This is a genomic window from Mesorhizobium sp. URHB0026 (assembly GCF_054059755.1).
Genome location: NZ_JBSSCN010000001.1, coordinates 422,972 through 442,942 on the forward strand (window position 1 = coordinate 422,972; position 19,971 = coordinate 442,942).

Here is a 19,971-nt window from a genome sequence, read left to right on the forward strand (position 1 = left end):
ACCTAAATTAAAGAACCCTTTGCCGCCTTAAAGTCACTCAAAAGAACGCCTGTATTCCGGTCTGCGCCCGCCCCAGGATCAGCGCGTGCACGTCATGCGTGCCTTCGTAGGTGTTGACGGTCTCCAGATTCTGCGCGTGGCGCATGACGTGATAGCCGATCTGGATGCCGTTGCCGCCATGCATGTCGCGGGCCTGGCGGGCGATGTCGAGCGCCTTGCCGCAATTGTTGCGCTTGACGATCGAGATCATTTCCGGCGCCATCTTGCCTTCATCGAGCAGGCGCCCGACGCGCAACGAAGCTTGGAGCCCCAGAGCGATCTCGGTCTGCATGTCGGCGAGCTTCTTCTGGTAGAGCTGGGTGCCGGCCAGCGGCTTGCCGAACTGCTTGCGGTCAAGGCCATACTGGCGAGCGCGATGCCAGCAGTCTTCCGCCGCTCCCATGGAACCCCAGGAGATGCCATAGCGGGCTCGGTTGAGGCAACCGAACGGTCCGCCAAGGCCCTTGGCGTTGGGCAACAGCGCGTCCTCGCCGACCTCGACGCCTTCCATCACCACCTCGCCGGTGATCGACGCCCGCAGCGACAGCTTGCCGCCGATCTTCGGCGCCGACAGCCCTCTCATGCCTTTCTCCAGCACGAAACCGCGGATCTCGTCCTTGCCGTTCTCGCCCTTCAACTTCGCCCATACGACGAACACGTCGGCGACCGGCGAATTGGAAATCCACATCTTGGAGCCGGAGAGCTTGTAGCCGCCGGCGGTCTTTTCGGCGCGGGTCTTCATGCCGCCGGGGTCGGAGCCGGCATTCGGCTCGGTCAGCCCGAAGCAGCCGATCCACTCGCCGCTGGCGAGCTTGGGCAGATACTTCCTGCGCTGTTCGTCCGAGCCATAGGCGCAGATCGGGTACATCACCAGCGACGACTGCACCGACATCATCGAGCGATAGCCGGAATCGACGCGTTCGACTTCCCGCGCCACCAGCCCGTAGGTGACATAGCTGGCGGCGAGGCCACCGAACTCCTCCGGAATGTTGATCCCGAGCAGGCCGGCCTCGCCCATCTCGCGGAAGATCGCCGTGTCGAAGGTCTCGTTGAGATAGGCTTCCTCGATACGCGGCGCGAGCTTGTCGGCGGCAAAGGCGGCAGCGCCATCGCGCACCATGCGCTCGTCCTCCGAAAGCTGGTCCTCGATCAGGAACGGGTCTTCCCACACGAATGCATTCTTGTCGGCCATGGCTTCTCGATCCTTGAGACAGGTGAAGCCGGCTTATCGGCTCGTGGCCTGAAAAAATCAAACGAAATTGCTTCACCCATCAATGAGCGTTAGGAATGGATCATGAGTGTCCAGCGCCGCCTTTTGCCCAACATCAGCGCCCTTGCCGCCTTCGAGGCCGTGGCGCGACTTGGCTCCTTCACCGCCGCCGCCCGGGAATTGGACCTGACCCAAGGTGCGGTCAGCCGCCAGATCAGGCTTTTGGAAGATCAGTTCGGCCGGCCGCTGTTCGAACGCGACAGTCGCAATGTAAGGCTCTCCACGGCAGGTGAAATCTACGCCGAAGCGGTACGCTCGGCGCTTGGCCAGTTGCGTGACGCAGCTCTTGGATTGATGAGCAACCGGCATAGTGGCATCCTGAATCTTGCCATTCTGCCGACTTTCGGCACACGTTGGCTGATGCCGATGATCCCCGATTTCGTCGAGAACAATCCCGACATCACCATCAATTTCGTCACCCGCGTCGGGCGCTTCGACTTCGCCCGCGAACGGTTGGATGCCGCCATCCACTACGGCCTGCCGGACTGGCCGGACGCCGACTCGACACTTCTGGTGCACGAGACGGTGGCGCCGGTGGTGTCACCCGACTTCCTCGCCGGCCGCGCCATCGCCACGCCGGCCGATATCGGCCGTTTGCCGCTGCTGCACATGACGACGCGCCCAGGCGCCTGGAGCGAATGGTTCGAGCATCAAGGCCTGAGCGCGCCGACCGGGCCTGGCATGCAGTTCGAGCATTTCGGCACCGCCGCCCAGGCTTGCATGACCGGGCTCGGCGTGGCGCTCTTGCCGCAGATCCTCATCGAGGGCGAACTGCAGCGCGGCCAGCTTGTGCTCGCGCCCGGCCAGCCGATGCAGAGCCGCAGCGCCTATTACCTCGTCATTCCCCACGACAAGCGCGGCTATCCGCCGGTTGCCAGTTTCCGGGACTGGCTGCTAGGCCAGCGTGAGAAGGAGCCAGCTGTTCTGGCTTGGTAGCTACTTTCGCTTCAGCGCGTCCGCCAGCGCTGCGCCGAACGCACCTTGCTGTGCCGGCCGCTCCGGCTGGCGTTGCGGCGTAGGCCCGCGTGGCGCCGGCCTACCGCCGCCATTGTCGCGCGGCCCGCCCTTCGATGCGCCGCCTTCGCCACCGTCCCTGCGCATGGAGAGCGCGATGCGCTTGCGCTTGATGTCGACATCGACGACGCGCACCTTGACCACGTCGCCGGCCTTGACCACCTCATGCGCGTCCTTGATGAAGCGGTCGGCGAGCTGTGAGACATGCACCAGCCCGTCCTGGTGCACGCCTATATCGACGAAGGCGCCGAAAGCGGCGACATTGGTGACGGTGCCTTCCAGCAGCATGCCTGGCTTCAAATCCTTGATCTCGTCGATGCCATCGGCGAAGGTCGCCGTCTTGAAGCCGGGACGCGGATCGCGGCCGGGCTTCTCCAGCTCCGCCAGAATGTCGCGCACCGTCGGCAAGCCGAAACGCTCGTCGACGAAGACGCGCGGGTCGAGCGCCTTGAGCGCGGCACTGTCGCCCAAAAGCGAACGCACGTCGCGGCCGCAGGCGGCGACGATCTTCTTGGCCACGCCATAGGCCTCCGGATGCACCGACGAGGCATCGAGCGGCTCGCTGCCATTGGCGATGCGCAGGAAACCGGCGGACTGCTCGAACGCGCGCGGTCCAAGCCGTGCCACCTTCAGCAGGTCCTTGCGGCTGGCGAACGGGCCGGTCGAATCGCGATGGGCGACGATGGCGTCGGCGAGCGACGCGCCGAGGCCTGAAACCCGCGCCAGCAGCGGCGCCGAGGCGGTGTTGAGGTCGACGCCGACCGCGTTGACGGCGTCCTCCACGACAGCCTCCAGTGAGCGACCAAGCCGATACTGATCGACATCGTGCTGATATTGTCCGACGCCAATGGATTTCGGTTCGATCTTGACCAGTTCGGCCAGCGGATCCTGCAGCCGTCGCGCGATGGACACCGCGCCGCGCAGCGACACGTCGAGGCCGGGAAACTCGGCGGCAGCCGTCGCCGAGGCCGAATAGACCGACGCTCCCGCCTCGCTGACGATCACCTTGAGCGGCTTCGGGCCGCCGTCCGAAGGCATGTCGGACAGCATGTCGGCGACCAGCTTCTCCGTCTCGCGGCTCCCGGTGCCGTTGCCGATCGAGATCAGCTCGACCTTGTGCTGGCGAATAAGCGCCGCAAGTTCGGCCTGCGTGCCACGCACATCGTTCCTCGGCGGAAACGGATAGACCGTCGTCGTCGCCAGCAGCTTGCCGGTGCCATCGACCACCGCCACCTTGACGCCGGTGCGGATGCCGGGATCGAGCCCCATCGTCGGCCGCGAGCCGGCGGGAGCCGCCAGCAGCAAATCCTTGAGGTTACGGGCAAAGACATGGATCGCTTCTTCCTCGGCCCGCTCGCGCAGGTCGCGCATCAGGTCGAGCGTCAGGTGCAGCGACAGTTTGATGCGCCAGGTCCAGCCTGCCACTTCCATCAGCCAGCGGTCACCGGGCAGGCTGGCAGCGATGGCGTAGGCGTTGGCGATCATCCGCTCGACCGGCTTCACCGACGATGTGTCGTCGGCATCCACCTCGATGTCGAGCGACAGCACCTCCTCGTTGCGGCCGCGCAGCATGGCGAGCGCCCGGTGGCTCGGCACGGTCGCCCAACGTTCGACATGGTCGAAATAGTCGGAGAATTTCGCGCCGGCTTCCTGCTTGCCCTCGACCACCCTGGCGCGCAGGAAGGCGCGCTCCTTCATGTAGCTGCGCAGCTTGCCGACCAGGTCGGCGTTCTCGGCGAATTGCTCCGACAGGATGTCGCGCGCGCCCTCGAGCGCCGCCTTCGCATCGCCTACCTCTGCGGTAACATAGGCGAGCGCGACGTCCGCGGGCACCAGCGAACGGTTGTTGAGAATGGCTTCGGCCAGTGGCCCCAATCCACGCTCGCGGGCGATCTCGGCCTTTGTACGGCGCTTCGGCTTGTAGGGCAGGTATATGTCCTCGAGTTCCGCCTTGGTCGCGGCGCCCGCGATCTTGGTTTCAAGCTCTTCGGTCAGCTTGCCCTGCTCGCGGATCGAGCCCAGGATGGTGTCGCGGCGCGCGTCGAGTTCGCGCAGATACACAAGACGCTCGGCAAGGTCGCGCAATTGCGTATCATCCAGCCCGCCGGTCACTTCCTTGCGGTAGCGTGCCACGAACGGCACCGTCGCACCCTCATCGAGCAGTCCGATCGCCGCGGCCGCCTGTTCCGGCCGCGCCTTGATTTCGGCCGCGATAATGGTTGCGATGCGCTTGATGTCGGATGCCATGTCGTTCCCACTCTCGTCGAAAAGAGCGGCGACCATAAGCGCAGACATCAGGTCCGCCAACCGCCGCGTTTTCAACGGCGGCGGAGGTCCACAGGAAAGCGCCTCGATTTGAGCGCTCAGGCACGGCGCAAGGTGTGTTGAGATTCAGGTCATGCCAAGCTGAGAACGATGGCTTTCGGTGTCGCTCTCTTGCGACGAGCGCAGCGGACATTCCGTCCTTGAGCGCCGGAAGCGCGGAAAGTCGCCGTTCGCAGGCCGGCATCACCTGAATATCAGCACGCCTTAGACCATCCGGCTCAGCGCCTCGAGGAACGCAACGATCTCGATATCCAGCGGATCGTCGACCGGTTCCGGCTGCGACGACATCTTGGCGATCACCACTTCGGTGCTAGGATCGACATAAAGCCACTGGCCATGGATGCCGATGCCGCAATAGGCGCCGTTCTCGTGTCCTGTCTGGTACCATTTGTTGCGGTAGCGCCCGTTGGGAAACAGCGAAACCATCGTGCCCCGCCGCCAGGCCTCATTACTGCCGCCGGTGCTGGTGGTGTCGCGCACCCAGGCCTCGGGCACGATGCGGTGGCCATTGGCCGTGCCGCCCTGCCGCAGCATCTCGCCGATGCGAGCCAGGTCACGCGGCGTCACCGAAATGCCGCCGGCGGCGCGCGCCGTACCTTCCATGTCGACCCCGACAGAGGCCTCGCTGACGGCGCCAAGCGGCAACCATAGCTTCTCGCGCATGAGGTCGGTGAAGCGCTGGCCCGAGGCGCGCTCGAGCAGCAGCCCGAGCAGGTCGGAATTGGGCGAGCGGTAGCGGAAGGTCTGGCCATGGGGCTCGGCAAGCCGCTGCAGGGTCAGGATGAATTCACGCAGGCTTTCGGTGCCGCCGCCGGGATTCCAAAGCGTCGCGCGGCGATAGCGGGCGAAGGCGCTTTCCGGATCGAGATAGGCCTCCTCGAAGTCGAGGCTGACGCTCATGTCGAGCACATGCCGAACGCTTGCATCGCCATAGGCCGAGCCGGCTGCTTCAGGGATATAGTCCGTCACCGGCGCTTCCGGATCGAACACCCCCTCGCCTTCCAGTATGCCGGCGATGATCGCGGTCACCGATTTGCTGATCGAGAAGATGATGTGGCGCGCGCCAAACTCCATATGCGGCGCGAACCAGTCGCCAGTGATCTTGCCGCCCTTCATCACCGTCACTGCGTCGGTGCTGGAACGCAGGAGGAATTCAGCCACCGTCTCCGGTGCGGTCGCGACCGTGACCTTTTCCCCGAGCAAGCCGTCCATGTCCCGCTGACGGGCTTCCACGGCGCCGGGCGCTGCCGCCACACGGGCGGTCGGCACCAGTTCGCCGAGATTCTGGAACGACCACCGATTGAACGGGCTCACACGCCAATTGCTAAGCAGCACCTCGTTGCGGCGGAATCCGTATCGGGTCTCGAACGCGGTCTTGCCGGTCATGGCGTTTCCTCCCAGTCCATTGGTCTTGAAGCTCAGGCAAGCGCCGCGGCGATGGCGTGCACGGCCTTCAGCGTTGCCCTGGAATAGGCCATGTTGCTGAAATCCGGCCAGGTCGACAGCTTCACCACGACCATTCCTGTGTTCCAGTCGATGTGGATCAACTGTCCGAACACGCCACGGCACATCAGTGCCCGCGAGCTGGGATTCTCGATCCAGAACTGGTTGCGATAGCTGCCCTCGGGCAGGCTTGCGGAGAAATCCGGACCATGCTTGCCGGTACGCGTCGCCTCGATCCAGTCCGCCGGCACGATGCCGCCGCCATTGTCGAGGATCAGCTGGCCAAAGCGGGCGTAGTCGCGCAGCGTCGCGTTGAGGCCGCCATCGGCTAGCGCATAGCCGGCGCTGTCGACGGTGAAGCAGGCGCTTTCGTCGGCCCCGAGCTTTTGCCAGAGTTCCTCCGAAACCAGCTGCGCCAGCCGCTTGCCCGTCACCCGTTCCATGATGAAGGCGAGCACGTCCGTCTCTATCGATCGATATTCGAACGCGGCTCCATGCGGGCGAACCGTTTCCTTCAAGCCCAGGATCAGTTCGAACATGTGGGATGGCCAGCGGAAATCCGGATCGCTGCCCGGTGGCACCGGCTTCCAGCCGGTGGCGACATCGACCTGGCCGATGTCGGAATAGCGGTCGGTGTATTCCTCCGAGAACCGCACGCCGGTGGTCATATCAAGCACATGCTGGACGCTGGCGCCGGCCCAGCCGGTCGCGCTCAGTTCCGGCAGGTAGTCCGTCACCGGCTTCACCGGATCAATCAGGCCGCGCCCGGCCAATATGCCGAACACCGAGCCGGTGACCGACTTGGCCATCGACTGCGACAGATGCAGCGTGCGCTCGTCCATGCCGTTGAAATAGTGCTCATAGACTATCCTGCCGTCCTTGAGCACCAGGAAGCCGTCCGTATAGGTCTCGTCGAGCAGACCGGCGAGTGTCGAAGGCCTGCCCTCGCTGTCCTCGACCGCCAGCCCGTCGAGATCGACCTCGGCGCGTTCGAGACGGTGGCGATGGCCAGCGCCGCGCCAGACTTCGGCGGTCGGCAGAATTTCCCGTATGTGCTGGAAAGCCCAGCGGTTCCAAGGCGGCCTGTCCCAGTCGAGCCTCGGCGGCAGCATGGCGGGCGGCGAGCCTTGCATGATCGGCGGCCGCGGATCGCTGTTGCGATAGGACGTCATAAAGCCATTTCCAAAACAATAGGCCCGGCAGCATTTGCCGCCGGGCCTTTCACGCTGCGATCACTTCTGCAGTTCGGTCCAGATCTTCGTGTAGAGTTCCTGCGTTTCCGGCGGGCACATCTTCTGGAATTCGCCTTTCGGCTTGGCGTCGGCCGGAATGATGACTTCCGGCGCGTCCTTCATGTCAGCCGGCATATACTTGTCCGAGCCGTTAATGGCGTTGGCATAGCGGTGGAAGGCCGAGAGTCCGGCCGCGTTTTCCGGATCCATGATGAAGTTCTGGAACAGCTTGGCATTCTCGACGTTCTTGGCTTCCTTAAGGACGACGACGTTGTCGCTCCATAGGCCGAAGCCTTCTTTCGGATAATTGTAGTGGATTGCCGGGTTGGCCAGCCGCTGGCGCAGCGCCGAGCCGTTCCAGTCGCTGGTTGCCTTGAAGTCGCCGGCGCCCATCTTCTCGATGGTGTTGTATTCCATGGCGATCCAGTTCGGCTTGGCCGCCACCAGGAGGTCGCGCACCTTCTTCAGCACCGCTTTGTCGTCGGTGCACTGCTGACCCCCGACATACTTGATCGCTGCGAAGATGACGTCGCCCATCTCCGGGACGACATTGACCTTGCCCTTCAACTCGTCCGGCGTGTTGAAGACGATGCCCCACGTATCGGCCGGGCCCTTGTAAGCATCGGTGTTGACGACGACGCCGATCGTCCCCCAGGCCCACGGCACGGAATATTTGCGGCCAGGGTCGAATTCAGGATTGGCCCATTCCGGCGCCACGTTCTTGAAGTTCTCCATCTTGCCCGGATCCGTCTCTAGCACGAGACCTTCCTTGATCCAGATCGGTACGTAGGTCTGCGACGGAACCGCAATGTCGAAACCGGTGCCACCCTGGCGAACCTTGGCCAGAGCGGTGTCGTTGGAATCGTAATCGGTGATGGTCACCTTGACCTTGTATTTGCCCTCGAACTTCTTGATCACGTCGGGGCTGGTGTAGTTGCCCCAATTGTAGATGTTGAGCACGCCCTCGGCGCGGGCAAGCCCCGTCGATGCGAGCAACGCCAACCCCATGGCGGTCGCTGTTGTCTTCCAGTTCATCTTTCTAACTCCCATTTCAGGTTTCAGTCTCGTTTCCTGCTGACGAAGAAAAACAACGTGACGATCGCGACCGAAAGCAGCAGGAAAGCGGTCGATATCGCGTTGATCTCGGGTGTTATGCCGCGGCGTATCTGGCCGAGCATGTAGGTGGGCAACGTGTCCTGGCCGCCCGATTTGACGAACTCGGTGATAACCACATCATCGAGCGAGATGACGAAGGCCAGCATCAGTCCGGCCAGGATGCCGGGCCACAAGAGCGGCAGCGTGATGCGGCGGAAGGTCTTCCATGGCGTCGCGTAGAGGTCGGCCGCGGCGCGTTCCAGCGTCAGGTCCATATTCTCCAGCCGCGCCCGGATCGGCAGATAGGCGAACGGAATGCAGAACGCCGTATGCGCCGCCACCAGGTAGCCGATGCCGGAATAGCCGGTGACGATCTTGATGCGCGAGAAGAAGATCAGCAGCGCCACGCCGGTGACGATCTCGGGCACCATCAGCGGCTGGTTGATCGCCGCGTATTTGAAGGTAAGGCCCGGATACGACGCCGTGCGCGTGGTGGCGAGTGCCGCCATGGTGGCAAAGACGGTCGACAGCACCGCCGCGATGGAGCCGATCTGGAAGGAGCGCAGCGTCGCGTCGATGACCTGCGTGTTCTGGTATGCCGACTGGAACCATTTCAGCGAAAAGCCCCCCCATTCGGATGTCGAGCTCGCCGCGTTGAAGGCGTAGATGACCAGCACGATGATGGGCAGATAGAGGACAACGAAACAAGTCGCCGCGATCGCGGTGAAACCCGGCTGGTGCTTGATGGAAAAATTGCTAACCATGCCGCACCCCCGACCTCCCGGCATTGCGCACATAGCCAAGCAGCGCCGCCATGACGATGATCATCACCGTGATCGACAGTGCCGAGCCAAGCGGCCAGTTGCGGCCCTGTCCGAACTGCAGTTCGATCAAATTGGACAGCATCATGTTCTTGCCGCCGCCGAGCACGCTCGGCGTCACATAGGCACCGAGCGCGGGAATGAAGACCAGGATCGAGCCGGCGATGACGCCGGGTTTGACCAGCGGGAAAATGATCTTCCGCAGCACTTTGAAACGCGTCGCGTAAAGATCGTAACCCGCCTCGACCAGTCGGAAATCGAGCTTCTCCATGCTGGCGTAGATCGGCAGAACCATCAAAGGCAGGTAGACATAGGCCATACCGATCAGGATCGCCGTGTCGGTGTAGAGGATCTGGACCGGCGCCGAGACGATGCCGAGCTTGAGCAGGATCGTGTTGACGATGCCTTCGTTGCGGATGATCTGCAGCACGGCGAAAGTGCGGATCAACAGGTTGGTCCAGAACGGGATGGTGATCAGGAACAGCCAGAGATCCCTGGTTTTTTCACTGCGCGTCGCCATGAAGTAGGCCGTCGGGAAACCGAGCACCAGCGTGGCGAGCGTCGTTACCACCGCAAGCTTGATGGAGCGCCAGAAGATGGTGACATGCGCCGCCGCCAGCGACAGCGTGTCGTCGAAAATATCGCGCTCCAGGAAGACCGATGTCCAGGCGTCGGATGAGAACTGCCATTTCACATCGCCATAGGCGCCGGGGGTCAGGAGCGAATAGACCAGCACGATCAGCAGCGGGCCGGTCGCTGCGAACAAGATGACCAGCAGCGCTGGCGCTGACAGAAGCCAGCGGTCACGGACATCGCGCCGTTCCGCTGCCTTGGCGACTTCTTCCGCGGTCGCCATTATTAGTCCCTCAGCACTTGCGCGGCGTCGTTGCCGATCATGATGCCGACCTTGTCGCCACGCTCGAAACCGCAGCCGGCGCTGCGCGTGTTCTGCTGGCGCACGGTGAAGGCTTCGCCGCTGTCGAGATGGACGTGGATATGCGTGTCGGTGCCGAAATAGACGATGTTCTCGACCGTGCCCGACACGTCGCCCTTGTCCTTCGTCAGCTTGGCGTGCTCGGGCCTTACCACCACGGTCGCGTTGTCCTTCGGCTGAAAACCTTCGGCAACGGTCGCCTCGACGGTCGCGCCGGATTTGAGCGTTGCGCGCGCCTTGCCGCCGCCGATGCCCGATATGGCGGCGGTCAGAAAGTTGGTCTCGCCGATAAAGTCGGCGACGAAACGTTCCGCCGGCTTGTCGTAGATGTCCCAGGGCGAACCCACCTGCAGGATCTTGCCCGAAGACATCACGGCGATGCGGTCCGACATGGTCAGCGCTTCTTCCTGGTCATGGGTGACGAAGATGAAGGTGATGCCGGTCTCGTGCTGCAGCCGTTTCAGTTCGATCTGCATCTCCTTGCGCAGCTTGTAGTCGAGCGCCGATAGCGGTTCGTCGAGAAGCAGCACCTTGGGTTGCGGCGCCAGCGCCCTGGCCAGCGCCACGCGCTGCTGCTGGCCACCGGAAATCTGGGCTGTGCGGCGGCCGGCCAGCTCTTCCATCTTGACCAGCTTCAGCATCTCGGCGACGCGCGCCTTGATCTCGGCCTTGGGTTTGCCCAGCATCTCCAGGCCGAAGCCGATATTGTCGGCCACCGTCATATGCGGGAACAGCGCGTACGACTGGAAGACTGTGTTGACCGGGCGCTTGAACGGCGGCAAGGGCGCGATGTCCTGGCTGTAGAGCAGGATTTCCCCGGCGGTTGGAAAGTCGAAGCCGGCGATCAGCCGCAAAAGAGTGGTCTTGCCGCAGCCGGACGGCCCAAGCAGCGTGAAGAACTCGTTTTCGCGGATGGACACCGAGACCTTGTCGAGGGCAGCGACCTGCCCCTCACCCGATCCGAAAATTTTGCTGACGTTTACTACTTCAATCGCATTCCGATCCGGTTTGTCCGGCACGATTACGCCTCACTGTTGACCCCGCTCTTGCTGGCGGAGTTTGTCCCCTGTTGGATGTGACCACATGGCCGGTAGGTTGGCAAGCCCGGCATTGAATCACAGTTCAGTCCGTCTTTAGTCAGCAAGCCTCATGCCATTATCAGGCCTGATAGGTGACCTTGCCGCCGCAGATCGTCGTCACCGGCCGTACCTTGTGCAGATCGGCCGGCGCCGTCTTCTCGATATCGGCCGACAGCATCACCAGATCCGCCATGTAGCCGGATTTCAACATGCCCTTGCGATGCTCGGCGAATTCCGCATAGGCGCCGTCGACCGTGTAGGCGGCGATCGATTCATGCAGCGAGAAGCTCTGGTCGGGATCGCTTTCTGCCCATGGCTTGCGCAGCACTGCCGCCTGAATGCCCAGGATCGGGTCGATCGGCGACACTGGCCAGTCCGAGGCGAACACGACATGGGCGCCGGCGTCCTTCAAGGTGCGCCAGGCATAGCTCAGCGGCCAGCGGGCCCGCCCAATGCGCGACACGGTCGGCTCCAACGGGAAATCCATGGCGCCGGGCGGATGCGGCGGCTGCATCGAGGCGATGACGCCGAGTTCGGCGAAGCGCGGCACATCCGATGTGGTGGTGACCTCGATATGTTCGACGCGATGCCGACTGTCACGCTTGCCATTGGCCTTTTGCGCCGCCTCGTAGCCATCGAGCACGGCACGCACCGCCCCGTCGCCGATCGAATGTACCGCGATCTGCAGCCCGCGCCTGTCGATGGCGACCGCCAGATCGATGAACTGCCGTGGCGTGAATAATGGCTCGCCGACCCAATCCGGACGGTCGGCATAAGGCTCGATCATGACAGCCGTCCACGAGTCCAGCACGCCGTCGTAAAACACCTTGACCATGCCCGACGACAACCATTCGCTGTTGTAGCGTTCGGCCATTACAGACGCCTTGTCGAGCATGTCGAGCGTCATGAAATTCTTGTAGTGGAAGGGGATCTGGACGCGGCAGGGCAGGCCTTCCTCGGCTTCGATCTCGGCCAGCAGTTCGAGCTGGTAGAGATTGCCATCCATGTTCTGGATCGAGGTAATGCCGTGGCGCGCGCACCAAGCAAGCCCGCGCCGCATGATGTCGCGGTCGGCGGCGCGTTCGGTGGCTGACGGCATCGGGTCCGGCTCACCGCCGGTCGCCAGGCCCAGCCGCACGCGGCCTTCGCCGGCAAGGTCGAGCACCGGGCCGAAGGCCTCGCCCTCGCGCAGCTCGCCGGCTGCCACGCCATCGTCACCCATGACGATCTCATTGCCCGGACCAAGCGCGCGCCCATGCAGGATGCCGGCCATCTCCAGCGCCCTGGTGTTGGCCCACATCGTGTGATGATCGGGTGCCGCCATGCAGAACGGGCGATCGGGCAGGATGGTATCGAGATGGTGACGCGTCACCCGCTCGCCTCCGAGCACGGTGTAGTCGACGCCCTGCCCGACCAGCATCGCGGCATTGGGCCGTGTCGATGAATAGTCGCGGATCGCCTTTTGCAGCGCCTCGAAGCCATGCACGCCAGCCAGATGCAGATTGTCGAGTTCAGCCGCGCCGCCGAACAGATGCATATGGGCTTCGATGAATCCGGGCAGGACCGAACCGCCCTCGGCGTCGATGACCTTTGTACCCGGTCCCTTGAGCTCTTCGATTGCAGCACGGCTGCCAATGGCGATGATGGCGCCGTCCTTGACGGCAACGGCCTCGGCGGCGGGATTGTCGCCGTCCATGGTCAACACACGACCATTGATGACAATCAGGTCCGCATCATCCCCCGCATCCGTGACCGACATCGCAACTCCGCGCTTTTGACGACTGAAATGAGACTGGGCAAAACTCCGCGTCCAACGACCCGCCGCTACGGAGCGGCGCTATCGGACAATGAATGGCGCCAAGTACGCTGTCTTCGAAATTTCCCTTGTTATCCCTTGGGACAGCGGGGATAAAGAATGCGACTGATTATTCGCGTTTGTCAACATGCCGGATTTAGAATGTATTGTGGACAGCACGCCCCGCTTTGTGTTGGGACCAGGCGGGGAACGAGGACATCAAGCAGTGAAGCGCAGTCTCGATCGCAAAACCAAAATAGCGCTCGAACCGCGCAAGCAGCCGCGGCAGCAGCGGTCGAGCAAGGTCGTCGACCGCATTCTCGACGCGGCGCTGACCTTGACGCGCGAGCAAGGAACCAAGGCGCCGACGACGCTCGCCATAGCGCAGCGCGCCGGCCTGTCCGTCGGTTCGGTCTACCAGTACTTCCCCAACAAGGAAGCCATTCTTCTGGATCTCGCCCGGCGCTGGCTGTCATCCTTTCCCGAGGTGATCGCGAGGCGCATCAAGGTCGCGCCGCCTACCAACCGCGAAGAGTTTCGGCGGGAAGTGCGCAAGCTCTTCATCGACACGTCCAGGATCTATCTCGACAACGCCACCCTGATGCCGGTGATCGAGGCGATATCCGGCAATGCCGATCTCAGGCCTATCCAGGACGCATATGACGAGGAGATCGTCGCCCTCTATGCCGCATGGCTGCGGCATGTGAACCCGGCCCTCGAAGACAAGATCGCCAAGCGGCTTGGCCTGGTGATGATGGAAGTCGGGCACGCCTGCCGGCTTGTCGGGATGAAAAGAGATCGCAGGACGTACGACCTCATCGAGGACGATGTCGAAACCATGTGGCTCGCTTTGGTGAGCCCCTACCTCAACCTTGACTGACCAGTTTCAATGAGATTCCGGACGGAAACCGCTTTCTGGAATTGCCTTAGCTTCGCACTTCGAGAGGAATTTCATGAAGACTGTCTATTCGCCCCTTCATGCCGGTCATGCCGGACAGATGGAACTGGTCACCTCGGCCATCGTGCCCGGTTTTGAAAAGCCCTCGCGGGCGGAGTTCATCAAGGCGCGGGTCGAAAGCGAGAAGCTCGGGCCGATCCTCGGGCCGGTCGAGCATGACCTTGCCGCCGCCAAGCGTGTTCACAGGGCCGACTTCATCGACTTCCTGCCGACCGTCTGGCCGCAATGGATCGCCGAGGGTCATGCGGGCACGGCGATGCCCTTCACCTGGCCGACGCGCGGCCTGCGCGGCGACGTGCCGCCCAAGCGCATCGACGCCCTGCTCGGCTATTATTCCTTCGACGGCGGCGCCACCTTCGTCGAGGGCACCTGGGCCGCGATCAAATCGTCCTTTGACGTCGCGCTGACCGCCGCCGGCCTCGTCAAGGACGGCGAGAGGTCGGCCTTCGCGCTCTGCCGTCCGCCCGGCCACCATGCCGGGGCCGGCTTCATGGGCGGCTATTGCTACGTCAACAACGCGGCGGTCGCCGCGCAATGGTTCCGCGACCAGGGCGCCAAACGTGTCTCGATCCTCGACGTCGACTATCACCACGGCAACGGCACGCAGGAGATCTTCTATGACCGCGCCGACGTACAGGTTCTCAACTTGCACGGCGATCCGATGGTCGAGTACCCGTTCTTCCTCGGCCATGCCGATGAGCGTGGCGCGGGGGCCGGCGAAGGCTTCAACATCAACTATCCCATGCCCTTCGGCACCGGTTGGGATGCCTGGAATGTGTCGCTGGAGGACGCCTGCGCCAGGGTCGCCGCCTACGCTCCCGACATCGTTGTCGTCTCGCTCGGCGTCGACACTTTCGAAAAGGACCCGATCAGCCGGTTCAAGCTGAAAAGCCCGGATTATCCGAAGATCGGCCAGCGCATCGCCAAGCTCGGCCTGCCGACGCTGTTCGTCCAGGAAGGCGGCTATGCCGTCGAGGAGATCGGTATCAATGCCGTCGGCGTGCTGACCGGGTTCGAGGATCGGTAGAGCGGTCGTCCTGAGCACGCAGCGTCTGCGGGGAGGACGGACAAAGCAAGGGGGGCGGCAGCCGCCCTTTTTTTGCATCCAGAGGCGCCGGGTAAGTCCATCGCAAGAATTATGACCGGCCTGCGCGGCTCGATTTCCGGGCCCCGGAAATGCAAGGAAATTGGCCGCTGAGTCGCAGTCCGAGTCCACCGGATTCGATTTTGTCAAATCGCGTTTGATGTCGGATTCATCTGCGGGTAGATTAGACCCGAATCAGCCGGTCCTCGGGGGCACGGCGACCACCCAAAGTCTCACGTTCCGGAATTTTTCCGGCGCCAGACGCGGATGTCTCGCGTTCCCTGAATGGATTCCGTCTGGTTGGGCGCGGCCCCGCGCCTCGTGTGTGTCTCGTAAAAGTAACGCGTTTTCGGGTTCGGCGGCTGGCACTCCAGCAGCCGGGCATCAGAATTGATTCCGACCAAAAGCAGCAGATGAGCAGTCCCGCCGCGCCTCTTCAATCCGACACATTGGGCTCGCGCCTGACGTCGCGCGGTGATCTCACCTCCTTCTTCATGGAGCTAACCGCCGAGATCGGCGCCGACAGCTACATGCTGGTCGCCATCGTCCATGACCAGGACCGCAACGATGCGCGTATCGTCTCTTCGAACTGGATCTTCGACGCCATCGAGTTGATCGGCAAGCGGCTGATCGCCGGCCTTGCCCAGGGCCCGCTCACCGCCGCACCCGGTATCCGTCCGACGCCGCTGGTGGCGGCCCAGGCGCCGAATTCCGGTGGACTGGTCTCGGGCGAAGAGGCTCGGCTCCTCGACGTGCTCGGCCATGCCGAGGTCTATTCACTGCGGCTGAATGTCGGCCGTCAGCGCCTCTTCGCCTTGTTCTCGGCGGCGGCCACCGGCCGGATCGACCAGCCGGCGCTGATGAAGGCGCAGCTGAAATGCTGCTACGCGCTTTCGCACATCCCGCAGTTGATCGCCGCCGCGGCGATGCAGGATCCGCTGTCGGACCGCGAGCGCGAATGCCTGTTCTGGGTCTCGGAAGGCAAGACCACCGACGAGGTGGCGGTGATCCTTGGCGTCTCGTCCAACACGGTCAACAGCTACATCACCCACGCCATCCAGAAGTTCGCGGCCTCGAACCGTGCGATGGCCATCGCCACGGCGATCAGGAGTGGCATCATTTGAAACACGCCGACATCAAGGACGCCGCGGAGGCCCTTTTCAACGAGCAGCGCAGCCCGTTCGGTGCCTTCTCGCTGGGATCCGAAACACATCACGCCGTCACCATTCCCGATGCGGTGCGCCGCTGCCGCTGGATCTCAGTCGACATCAATGCCTCCGCCTTCGGCCTGTTCTTCGTCAGCCCGTCGCCGGAGCGAGCGCGGCTGGTCCCGTGCTTTGATTCAGATTATCCCGGCGTCGCGGTGGCGACCAAGTTCATTTCAGGCGCCAATGGCGAGGACATCGTTCGCCATAGCCGGATTTCGACCGAGCCGCGCTGGTGGACGGATGACGGCGTGGCGGCCATGGCCGACATGTTCGGCAGTCTCGCCTGGACCGGACAGATGGCGCCGCTGACACCCGGGTCGAGCGGCATTGCCTTCCCCGTCCATGCCGATCGCGGTCAGTGCGGTCTTGTCGTCTTCCTGGGATCGGAGATCGCGCTGCCGCAGGATGCGCTCTACGAAATTCACGCCCGCTGCTTCTCGCTGTTCGCCGCCGTCGCGCGGATGCGTCCGGGCGACGTCGGCAGAATGCGCTCGATCTCCAAGCGCGAGCTCGAATGCCTGAAGCTGACCGCCAACGGCAACACCAGCGAGGAGATCGCGCGGCTCCTGAAACTGTCGGTGCACACCGCCAACCAGTACCTCACCCAGTCGACCCAAAAGCTCAATGCGGTCAACCGCAACCAAGCGGTCGCCAAGGCGTTGCGGCTGGGGCTTATTGAGTAGCCGGTCTCGGCTGAAGGAAGCGCTTTAGGACGCCAGCGGTTCGACCTTGCGGATGCGGGCCTGTTCGATCACCGCCTCCAGCAGCGCCGTATTGTGCCCGGGGTCTTCGCCCGGCTTTTCGAACGACACGTAATTGACCAGGACCGTGCTGCCGGTCTCGCTCAGCGTCAGCTGGAAATAGACGGTCACGCCGGGCGGCCTGAGTTCCAGATCGAGCACGATGCGCGGGCTGCCGCTCCAGTCGACATGCGCCTCGCCGCCATGACCGAGCCTAAGCGTACCCGGCATGAAGAACAGCTCCGCCGCTGAATCGACCAGATCCGACAGGCAGGCGAAATGCTCCAGCCGGATGAAGGCGATATAGTCGGCGACGTCGATCAGTTTGAGCTCCACCACCACCTGTTCGATGGCGCTGGCGACGATGATCTCGCGGGATTTTGCGTGCGGTTGCCGGTTCATGAAATCTGTCTGCGCTCAGCCTTTTTCGAGTAGACGATCCGCACCAGTTCGGCGACGGCCTGGTAGAATTGTGACGGGATCACATTATCGACCGAAACTTGCTTGTACATGGAGCGGGCGAGCGCCACGTCCTCGAAGATCGGGATGTTATGCTCCTTGGCGATTTCGCGGATTTTCAGTGCCACCAGATCCTGCCCCTTCGCTACGACCAGCGGCGCCGAATCTTCGTCGCGCACATATTTCAGCGCGATCGAGAAATGGGTCGGGTTGGCGATAACAAGCGTCGCGCGCGGCACCGCCGTCATCATCCGCTTGCGCGCGCGGTCGCGCGCCAACGAACGCAGCCGCGACTTGACGATTGGGTCGCCCTCCGACTGCTTGAACTCGTCCTTGACCTCCTGCTTGCTCATGCGCAGGTCCTGCTTCCAGTGAAAGCGCGACCAGACGATGTCTATCGCCGCGATCAGTCCCATGACGAAGACGATCGCCACCAGTATGTCGACGGCGATGCCGCGGATGACGAGGCCAAACGTGACGGGATTGGTGATCATCCCGGCAAGCAGCTTGCGGTGGTCCTCCGACAGCGTGAAGATGAGCACGGTGGTGGCAAAACCGACTTTTGCCAGCGACTTCAAAAACTCGACCCAGCCCTGGGCGCCGAACATCCGGTTCCAGCCCTTGACGATCGAGATGCGTGACATTTGCGGCCTGATCCGCTCGCCGACGAATTGCGGCATGTTCTGCAGCACCGAGGCGCCGATGCCGGCAACCGTCAGCAGCACCAGCAGGCTGAGTAAGGCGCGGCCCACCTCCAGCATGACAAGTTTGTAGAGGGCGATGACATCGGTCTCGGTGTCCATCGGCCATGCCTCGGGTTTCTCGAGGAACATCGACAGGAACATGCCGAGCTCGACAATCGCGTCCTTGGCATAGAAGACCGTGAACACCAGTATGGCGACGAAGGAGGCGAGGATCGCGGTTTCCCTCGAATGGGGCAGCTTGCCCTGTTCGATGGTGTCGCGGATTTTCTTTTCGGTCGCCTCTTCGGTTTTCGAATCCTTGTCGACGGCGTCGGACATGCCTTAGGCGGCGTTCTGCGTCGAGGGAAGTTCGAAAGCCCCTTCGCGCGACAGGCGGATGGTGGTCGTCACGATCGTCTTGCGCGCGGCCATGATGTCGGCGGCCGGGACACCCTCCGAGCCTTGCCCGAGTTCGGCCTCGATCATGCGCCGCGAGCGCGCGCCGATCGCCGACAGCACCGCCTCGGCCAGTGCCGCCGACGTGCCGCGCAGCGCCAGCGTGACAAGCTCGGTCGACAGCCCGTCGAACAAAAGCACGCGCGCCTTCTGGGTGAGCAGCGGCAGGTCGTCGAAAGCGAACAGCCTGGCACGGACACCGTCGAGGTCGGGCGTGCCGGCGGCTTCGAGATCCTGCATGACCTCCTCAAGCAGGGGCTTTTCCAGCTCGTTGAGCACGCTGGCGACGCGCGCCTGCCCGGCCGAAGTGTCCTTGGTCGAGGTATCCGACAGCACGCTGGCGCGCAGCCGGTTCTCGACGATCCTGGTGGCGGCGGCCGGAACATTGGCCATCGTCACCATGCGCTTGATGATCTCGCCGCGCATCGGCTTGGTCAGCGTCAAAAGCACACTCGCCGCCGCCTGCGGCGCCAGTTTCGACAGCACCATGGCCGCCGTCTGCGGGTGTTCGCCCGCCAGGAAGGCGCCCAGCCGCGAGGGTTCCAGCTTTTCGAGATCGGGCCAGATCGGCGGCAGCCCTTCAGGCGCGACTTCGACTTTCTTGTCGCCCATGATGGCGCTCATCTCTTCGGGCGAGAGAGACTCGTTGAGAATGGTGTCCATCCTGTCGGCGGAATCGAGCAGGCCCGCGCCCTCGGTGAACTCGGCCTCGAATTCGGCGACGATGCGCTCGAGATCGCTCTGCGGTATGGTCCTGAGCAGCCGCGCGCCCTCGATGAGCGCCTTCAGCTCTTCCTGCTTGAAGAATTTCAACAGGCGGCTGGCGGACGGTTTGCCCATCGCCACCAATATGGCTGCCGCCTTCTGCGCCCGCGTCAGGGTCGTCAGCGGCGTCGTCATGCCTTTCGCCTCCGCTGCCACCGGCGAGCTCCGCGATCCATGTCTAGGCGCCTTTCGTGCCGGCGATGATTTCGGTCAGCCTGATGCCAAAGCGCGAAGGGTCGCTTTCGAGCACCGTGATCTCGCCGCGCGCGATTTTGCGGCCGTTCACCACGACATCGACCGGCTCGCCGATGCGGCGATTGAGCGCGACCGTCGACCCCTTTTGCAGCGCCATCAGATCGGCAACCGCCATCTCGGTGCTGCCGAGGATGATCTGGACATCGACGGGGATGTTCATGATGACGCTCGAATTGGCTCCCGCGGCGGCCCGGAACGCGGCATCGGGGCGCTGCTCTTCTTCGTGCAGGACCCCGCGCAATTCCTCGATGGCGCGATCGAGCTGCTCGTCGGGCTGGTCGAGCTCTGCTTCTACCTTGGTCTTGGCCATGCGTCG

The 19,971-nt window shown here is 63.2% G+C and carries 18 protein-coding genes; 5 read left to right on the top strand and 13 right to left on the bottom strand.

Annotated elements, in window-relative coordinates; translation table 11 throughout:
- Nucleotides 1–37: 37 nt before the first annotated feature.
- Complete coding sequence (locus ACVWWD_RS02120; RefSeq protein ID WP_352547773.1) at nt 38–1,231, bottom strand: acyl-CoA dehydrogenase; 1,194 nt, start codon at nt 1,229–1,231, stop codon at nt 38–40.
- A gap of 102 nt (nt 1,232–1,333) precedes the next feature.
- On the opposite strand from ACVWWD_RS02120, the gene ACVWWD_RS02125 reads away from it, so the two are divergent.
- Complete coding sequence (locus ACVWWD_RS02125) at nt 1,334–2,245, top strand: LysR family transcriptional regulator (protein ID WP_023793968.1); 912 nt, start codon at nt 1,334–1,336, stop codon at nt 2,243–2,245.
- Here the strand turns inward: ACVWWD_RS02125 and ACVWWD_RS02130 are convergent, their stop codons facing one another.
- The 8 genes from ACVWWD_RS02130 to ACVWWD_RS02165 all read right to left on the bottom strand — a co-directional run bounded on the left by ACVWWD_RS02130 (nt 2,246) and on the right by ACVWWD_RS02165 (nt 13,011).
- Nucleotides 2,246–4,570: a Tex family protein gene (locus tag ACVWWD_RS02130; RefSeq protein WP_352563779.1), complete on the bottom strand. Its 2,325-nt coding sequence runs from the start codon at nt 4,568–4,570 to the stop codon at nt 2,246–2,248.
- A gap of 282 nt (nt 4,571–4,852) precedes the next feature.
- Nucleotides 4,853–6,034 carry a serine hydrolase domain-containing protein gene (locus ACVWWD_RS02135; RefSeq protein ID WP_352547775.1) on the bottom strand — a complete coding sequence of 394 codons (1,182 nt, stop codon included), beginning with the start codon at nt 6,032–6,034 and terminating at the stop codon, nt 4,853–4,855.
- A 32-nt stretch (nt 6,035–6,066) separates the two neighbouring features.
- On the bottom strand, nt 6,067–7,263 hold the full coding sequence (locus ACVWWD_RS02140) for a serine hydrolase domain-containing protein (RefSeq protein WP_352574522.1): 1,197 nt from the start codon (nt 7,261–7,263) through the stop codon (nt 6,067–6,069).
- Between the two features lie 60 nt (nt 7,264–7,323).
- A complete protein-coding gene (locus ACVWWD_RS02145) occupies nt 7,324–8,358 on the bottom strand; it encodes an extracellular solute-binding protein (RefSeq protein WP_352547779.1) in 1,035 nt (344 codons plus the stop codon).
- Nucleotides 8,359–8,381: 23 nt separating this feature from the next.
- Nucleotides 8,382–9,182: an ABC transporter permease gene (locus tag ACVWWD_RS02150; RefSeq protein WP_352547781.1), complete on the bottom strand. Its 801-nt coding sequence runs from the start codon at nt 9,180–9,182 to the stop codon at nt 8,382–8,384.
- Nucleotides 9,175–10,095: an ABC transporter permease gene (locus tag ACVWWD_RS02155; protein ID WP_352547783.1), complete on the bottom strand. Its 921-nt coding sequence runs from the start codon at nt 10,093–10,095 to the stop codon at nt 9,175–9,177. The genes ACVWWD_RS02150 and ACVWWD_RS02155 overlap by 8 nt, the downstream gene beginning before the upstream one ends.
- Before the next feature lie 2 nt (nt 10,096–10,097).
- Nucleotides 10,098–11,192 carry an ABC transporter ATP-binding protein gene (locus ACVWWD_RS02160; RefSeq protein WP_352547785.1) on the bottom strand — a complete coding sequence of 365 codons (1,095 nt, stop codon included), beginning with the start codon at nt 11,190–11,192 and terminating at the stop codon, nt 10,098–10,100.
- 139 nt (nt 11,193–11,331) lie between these two features.
- Complete coding sequence (locus ACVWWD_RS02165; protein WP_352547787.1) at nt 11,332–13,011, bottom strand: amidohydrolase; 1,680 nt, start codon at nt 13,009–13,011, stop codon at nt 11,332–11,334.
- 262 nt (nt 13,012–13,273) lie between these two features.
- On the opposite strand from ACVWWD_RS02165, the gene ACVWWD_RS02170 reads away from it, so the two are divergent.
- From ACVWWD_RS02170 to ACVWWD_RS02185, 4 genes are all read left to right on the top strand, one after another.
- Nucleotides 13,274–13,927, top strand: coding sequence for a TetR/AcrR family transcriptional regulator (locus ACVWWD_RS02170; protein WP_023770433.1), 654 nt, complete (start codon nt 13,274–13,276; stop codon nt 13,925–13,927).
- A 73-nt stretch (nt 13,928–14,000) separates the two neighbouring features.
- On the top strand, nt 14,001–15,032 hold the full coding sequence (locus ACVWWD_RS02175) for a histone deacetylase family protein (protein ID WP_352547790.1): 1,032 nt from the start codon (nt 14,001–14,003) through the stop codon (nt 15,030–15,032).
- A gap of 470 nt (nt 15,033–15,502) precedes the next feature.
- Complete coding sequence (locus ACVWWD_RS02180) at nt 15,503–16,213, top strand: helix-turn-helix transcriptional regulator (RefSeq protein ID WP_352547792.1); 711 nt, start codon at nt 15,503–15,505, stop codon at nt 16,211–16,213.
- Nucleotides 16,210–16,980 carry a helix-turn-helix transcriptional regulator gene (locus tag ACVWWD_RS02185; protein ID WP_023770436.1) on the top strand — a complete coding sequence of 257 codons (771 nt, stop codon included), beginning with the start codon at nt 16,210–16,212 and terminating at the stop codon, nt 16,978–16,980. The genes ACVWWD_RS02180 and ACVWWD_RS02185 overlap by 4 nt, the downstream gene beginning before the upstream one ends.
- 24 nt (nt 16,981–17,004) lie before the next feature.
- Here the strand turns inward: ACVWWD_RS02185 and ACVWWD_RS02190 are convergent, their stop codons facing one another.
- From ACVWWD_RS02190 to fliN, 4 genes are read right to left on the bottom strand one after another with little or no spacing between them, the layout of a single operon-like run.
- A complete protein-coding gene (locus tag ACVWWD_RS02190) occupies nt 17,005–17,439 on the bottom strand; it encodes a hypothetical protein (protein ID WP_352547794.1) in 435 nt (144 codons plus the stop codon).
- The gene (flhB, locus tag ACVWWD_RS02195; RefSeq protein ID WP_023770437.1) at nt 17,436–18,518 is read right to left on the bottom strand and encodes a flagellar biosynthesis protein FlhB; all 1,083 of its coding nucleotides are present in this window, start codon (nt 18,516–18,518) and stop codon (nt 17,436–17,438) included. Before flhB ends, ACVWWD_RS02190 begins: the two co-directional genes overlap by 4 nt.
- Nucleotides 18,519–18,521: 3 nt before the next feature.
- Entirely contained in the window at nt 18,522–19,535 is a 1,014-nt protein-coding gene (locus tag ACVWWD_RS02200; protein ID WP_457102890.1) for a flagellar motor switch protein FliG, read from the bottom strand.
- A 43-nt stretch (nt 19,536–19,578) separates the two neighbouring features.
- On the bottom strand, nt 19,579–19,965 hold the full coding sequence (gene fliN / locus ACVWWD_RS02205) for a flagellar motor switch protein FliN (RefSeq protein ID WP_015315922.1): 387 nt from the start codon (nt 19,963–19,965) through the stop codon (nt 19,579–19,581).
- Nucleotides 19,966–19,971 lie beyond the last annotated feature (6 nt).

Excerpts from the sequence above, each read along its gene's own strand:
- ACVWWD_RS02120 (WP_352547773.1), bottom strand. The coding sequence starts at position 1,231 with ATGGCCGACAAGAATGCATTCGTGTGGGAAGACCCGTTCCTGATCGAG.
- ACVWWD_RS02130 (WP_352563779.1), bottom strand. The coding sequence starts at position 4,570 with ATGGCATCCGACATCAAGCGCATCGCAACCATTATCGCGGCCGAAATC.
- ACVWWD_RS02155 (WP_352547783.1), bottom strand. The coding sequence starts at position 10,095 with ATGGCGACCGCGGAAGAAGTCGCCAAGGCAGCGGAACGGCGCGATGTC.
- ACVWWD_RS02150 (WP_352547781.1), bottom strand. The coding sequence starts at position 9,182 with ATGGTTAGCAATTTTTCCATCAAGCACCAGCCGGGTTTCACCGCGATC.
- ACVWWD_RS02140 (WP_352574522.1), bottom strand. The coding sequence starts at position 7,263 with ATGACGTCCTATCGCAACAGCGATCCGCGGCCGCCGATCATGCAAGGC.
- ACVWWD_RS02125 (WP_023793968.1), top strand. The coding sequence starts at position 1,334 with ATGAGTGTCCAGCGCCGCCTTTTGCCCAACATCAGCGCCCTTGCCGCC.
- ACVWWD_RS02175 (WP_352547790.1), top strand. The coding sequence starts at position 14,001 with ATGAAGACTGTCTATTCGCCCCTTCATGCCGGTCATGCCGGACAGATG.
- ACVWWD_RS02200 (WP_457102890.1), bottom strand. The coding sequence starts at position 19,535 with ATGACGACGCCGCTGACGACCCTGACGCGGGCGCAGAAGGCGGCAGCC.
- ACVWWD_RS02145 (WP_352547779.1), bottom strand. The coding sequence starts at position 8,358 with ATGAACTGGAAGACAACAGCGACCGCCATGGGGTTGGCGTTGCTCGCA.
- ACVWWD_RS02165 (WP_352547787.1), bottom strand. The coding sequence starts at position 13,011 with ATGTCGGTCACGGATGCGGGGGATGATGCGGACCTGATTGTCATCAAT.
- ACVWWD_RS02135 (WP_352547775.1), bottom strand. The coding sequence starts at position 6,034 with ATGACCGGCAAGACCGCGTTCGAGACCCGATACGGATTCCGCCGCAAC.
- fliN (WP_015315922.1), bottom strand. The coding sequence starts at position 19,965 with ATGGCCAAGACCAAGGTAGAAGCAGAGCTCGACCAGCCCGACGAGCAG.
- flhB (WP_023770437.1), bottom strand. The coding sequence starts at position 18,518 with ATGTCCGACGCCGTCGACAAGGATTCGAAAACCGAAGAGGCGACCGAA.
- ACVWWD_RS02180 (WP_352547792.1), top strand. The coding sequence starts at position 15,503 with ATGAGCAGTCCCGCCGCGCCTCTTCAATCCGACACATTGGGCTCGCGC.
- ACVWWD_RS02190 (WP_352547794.1), bottom strand. The coding sequence starts at position 17,439 with ATGAACCGGCAACCGCACGCAAAATCCCGCGAGATCATCGTCGCCAGC.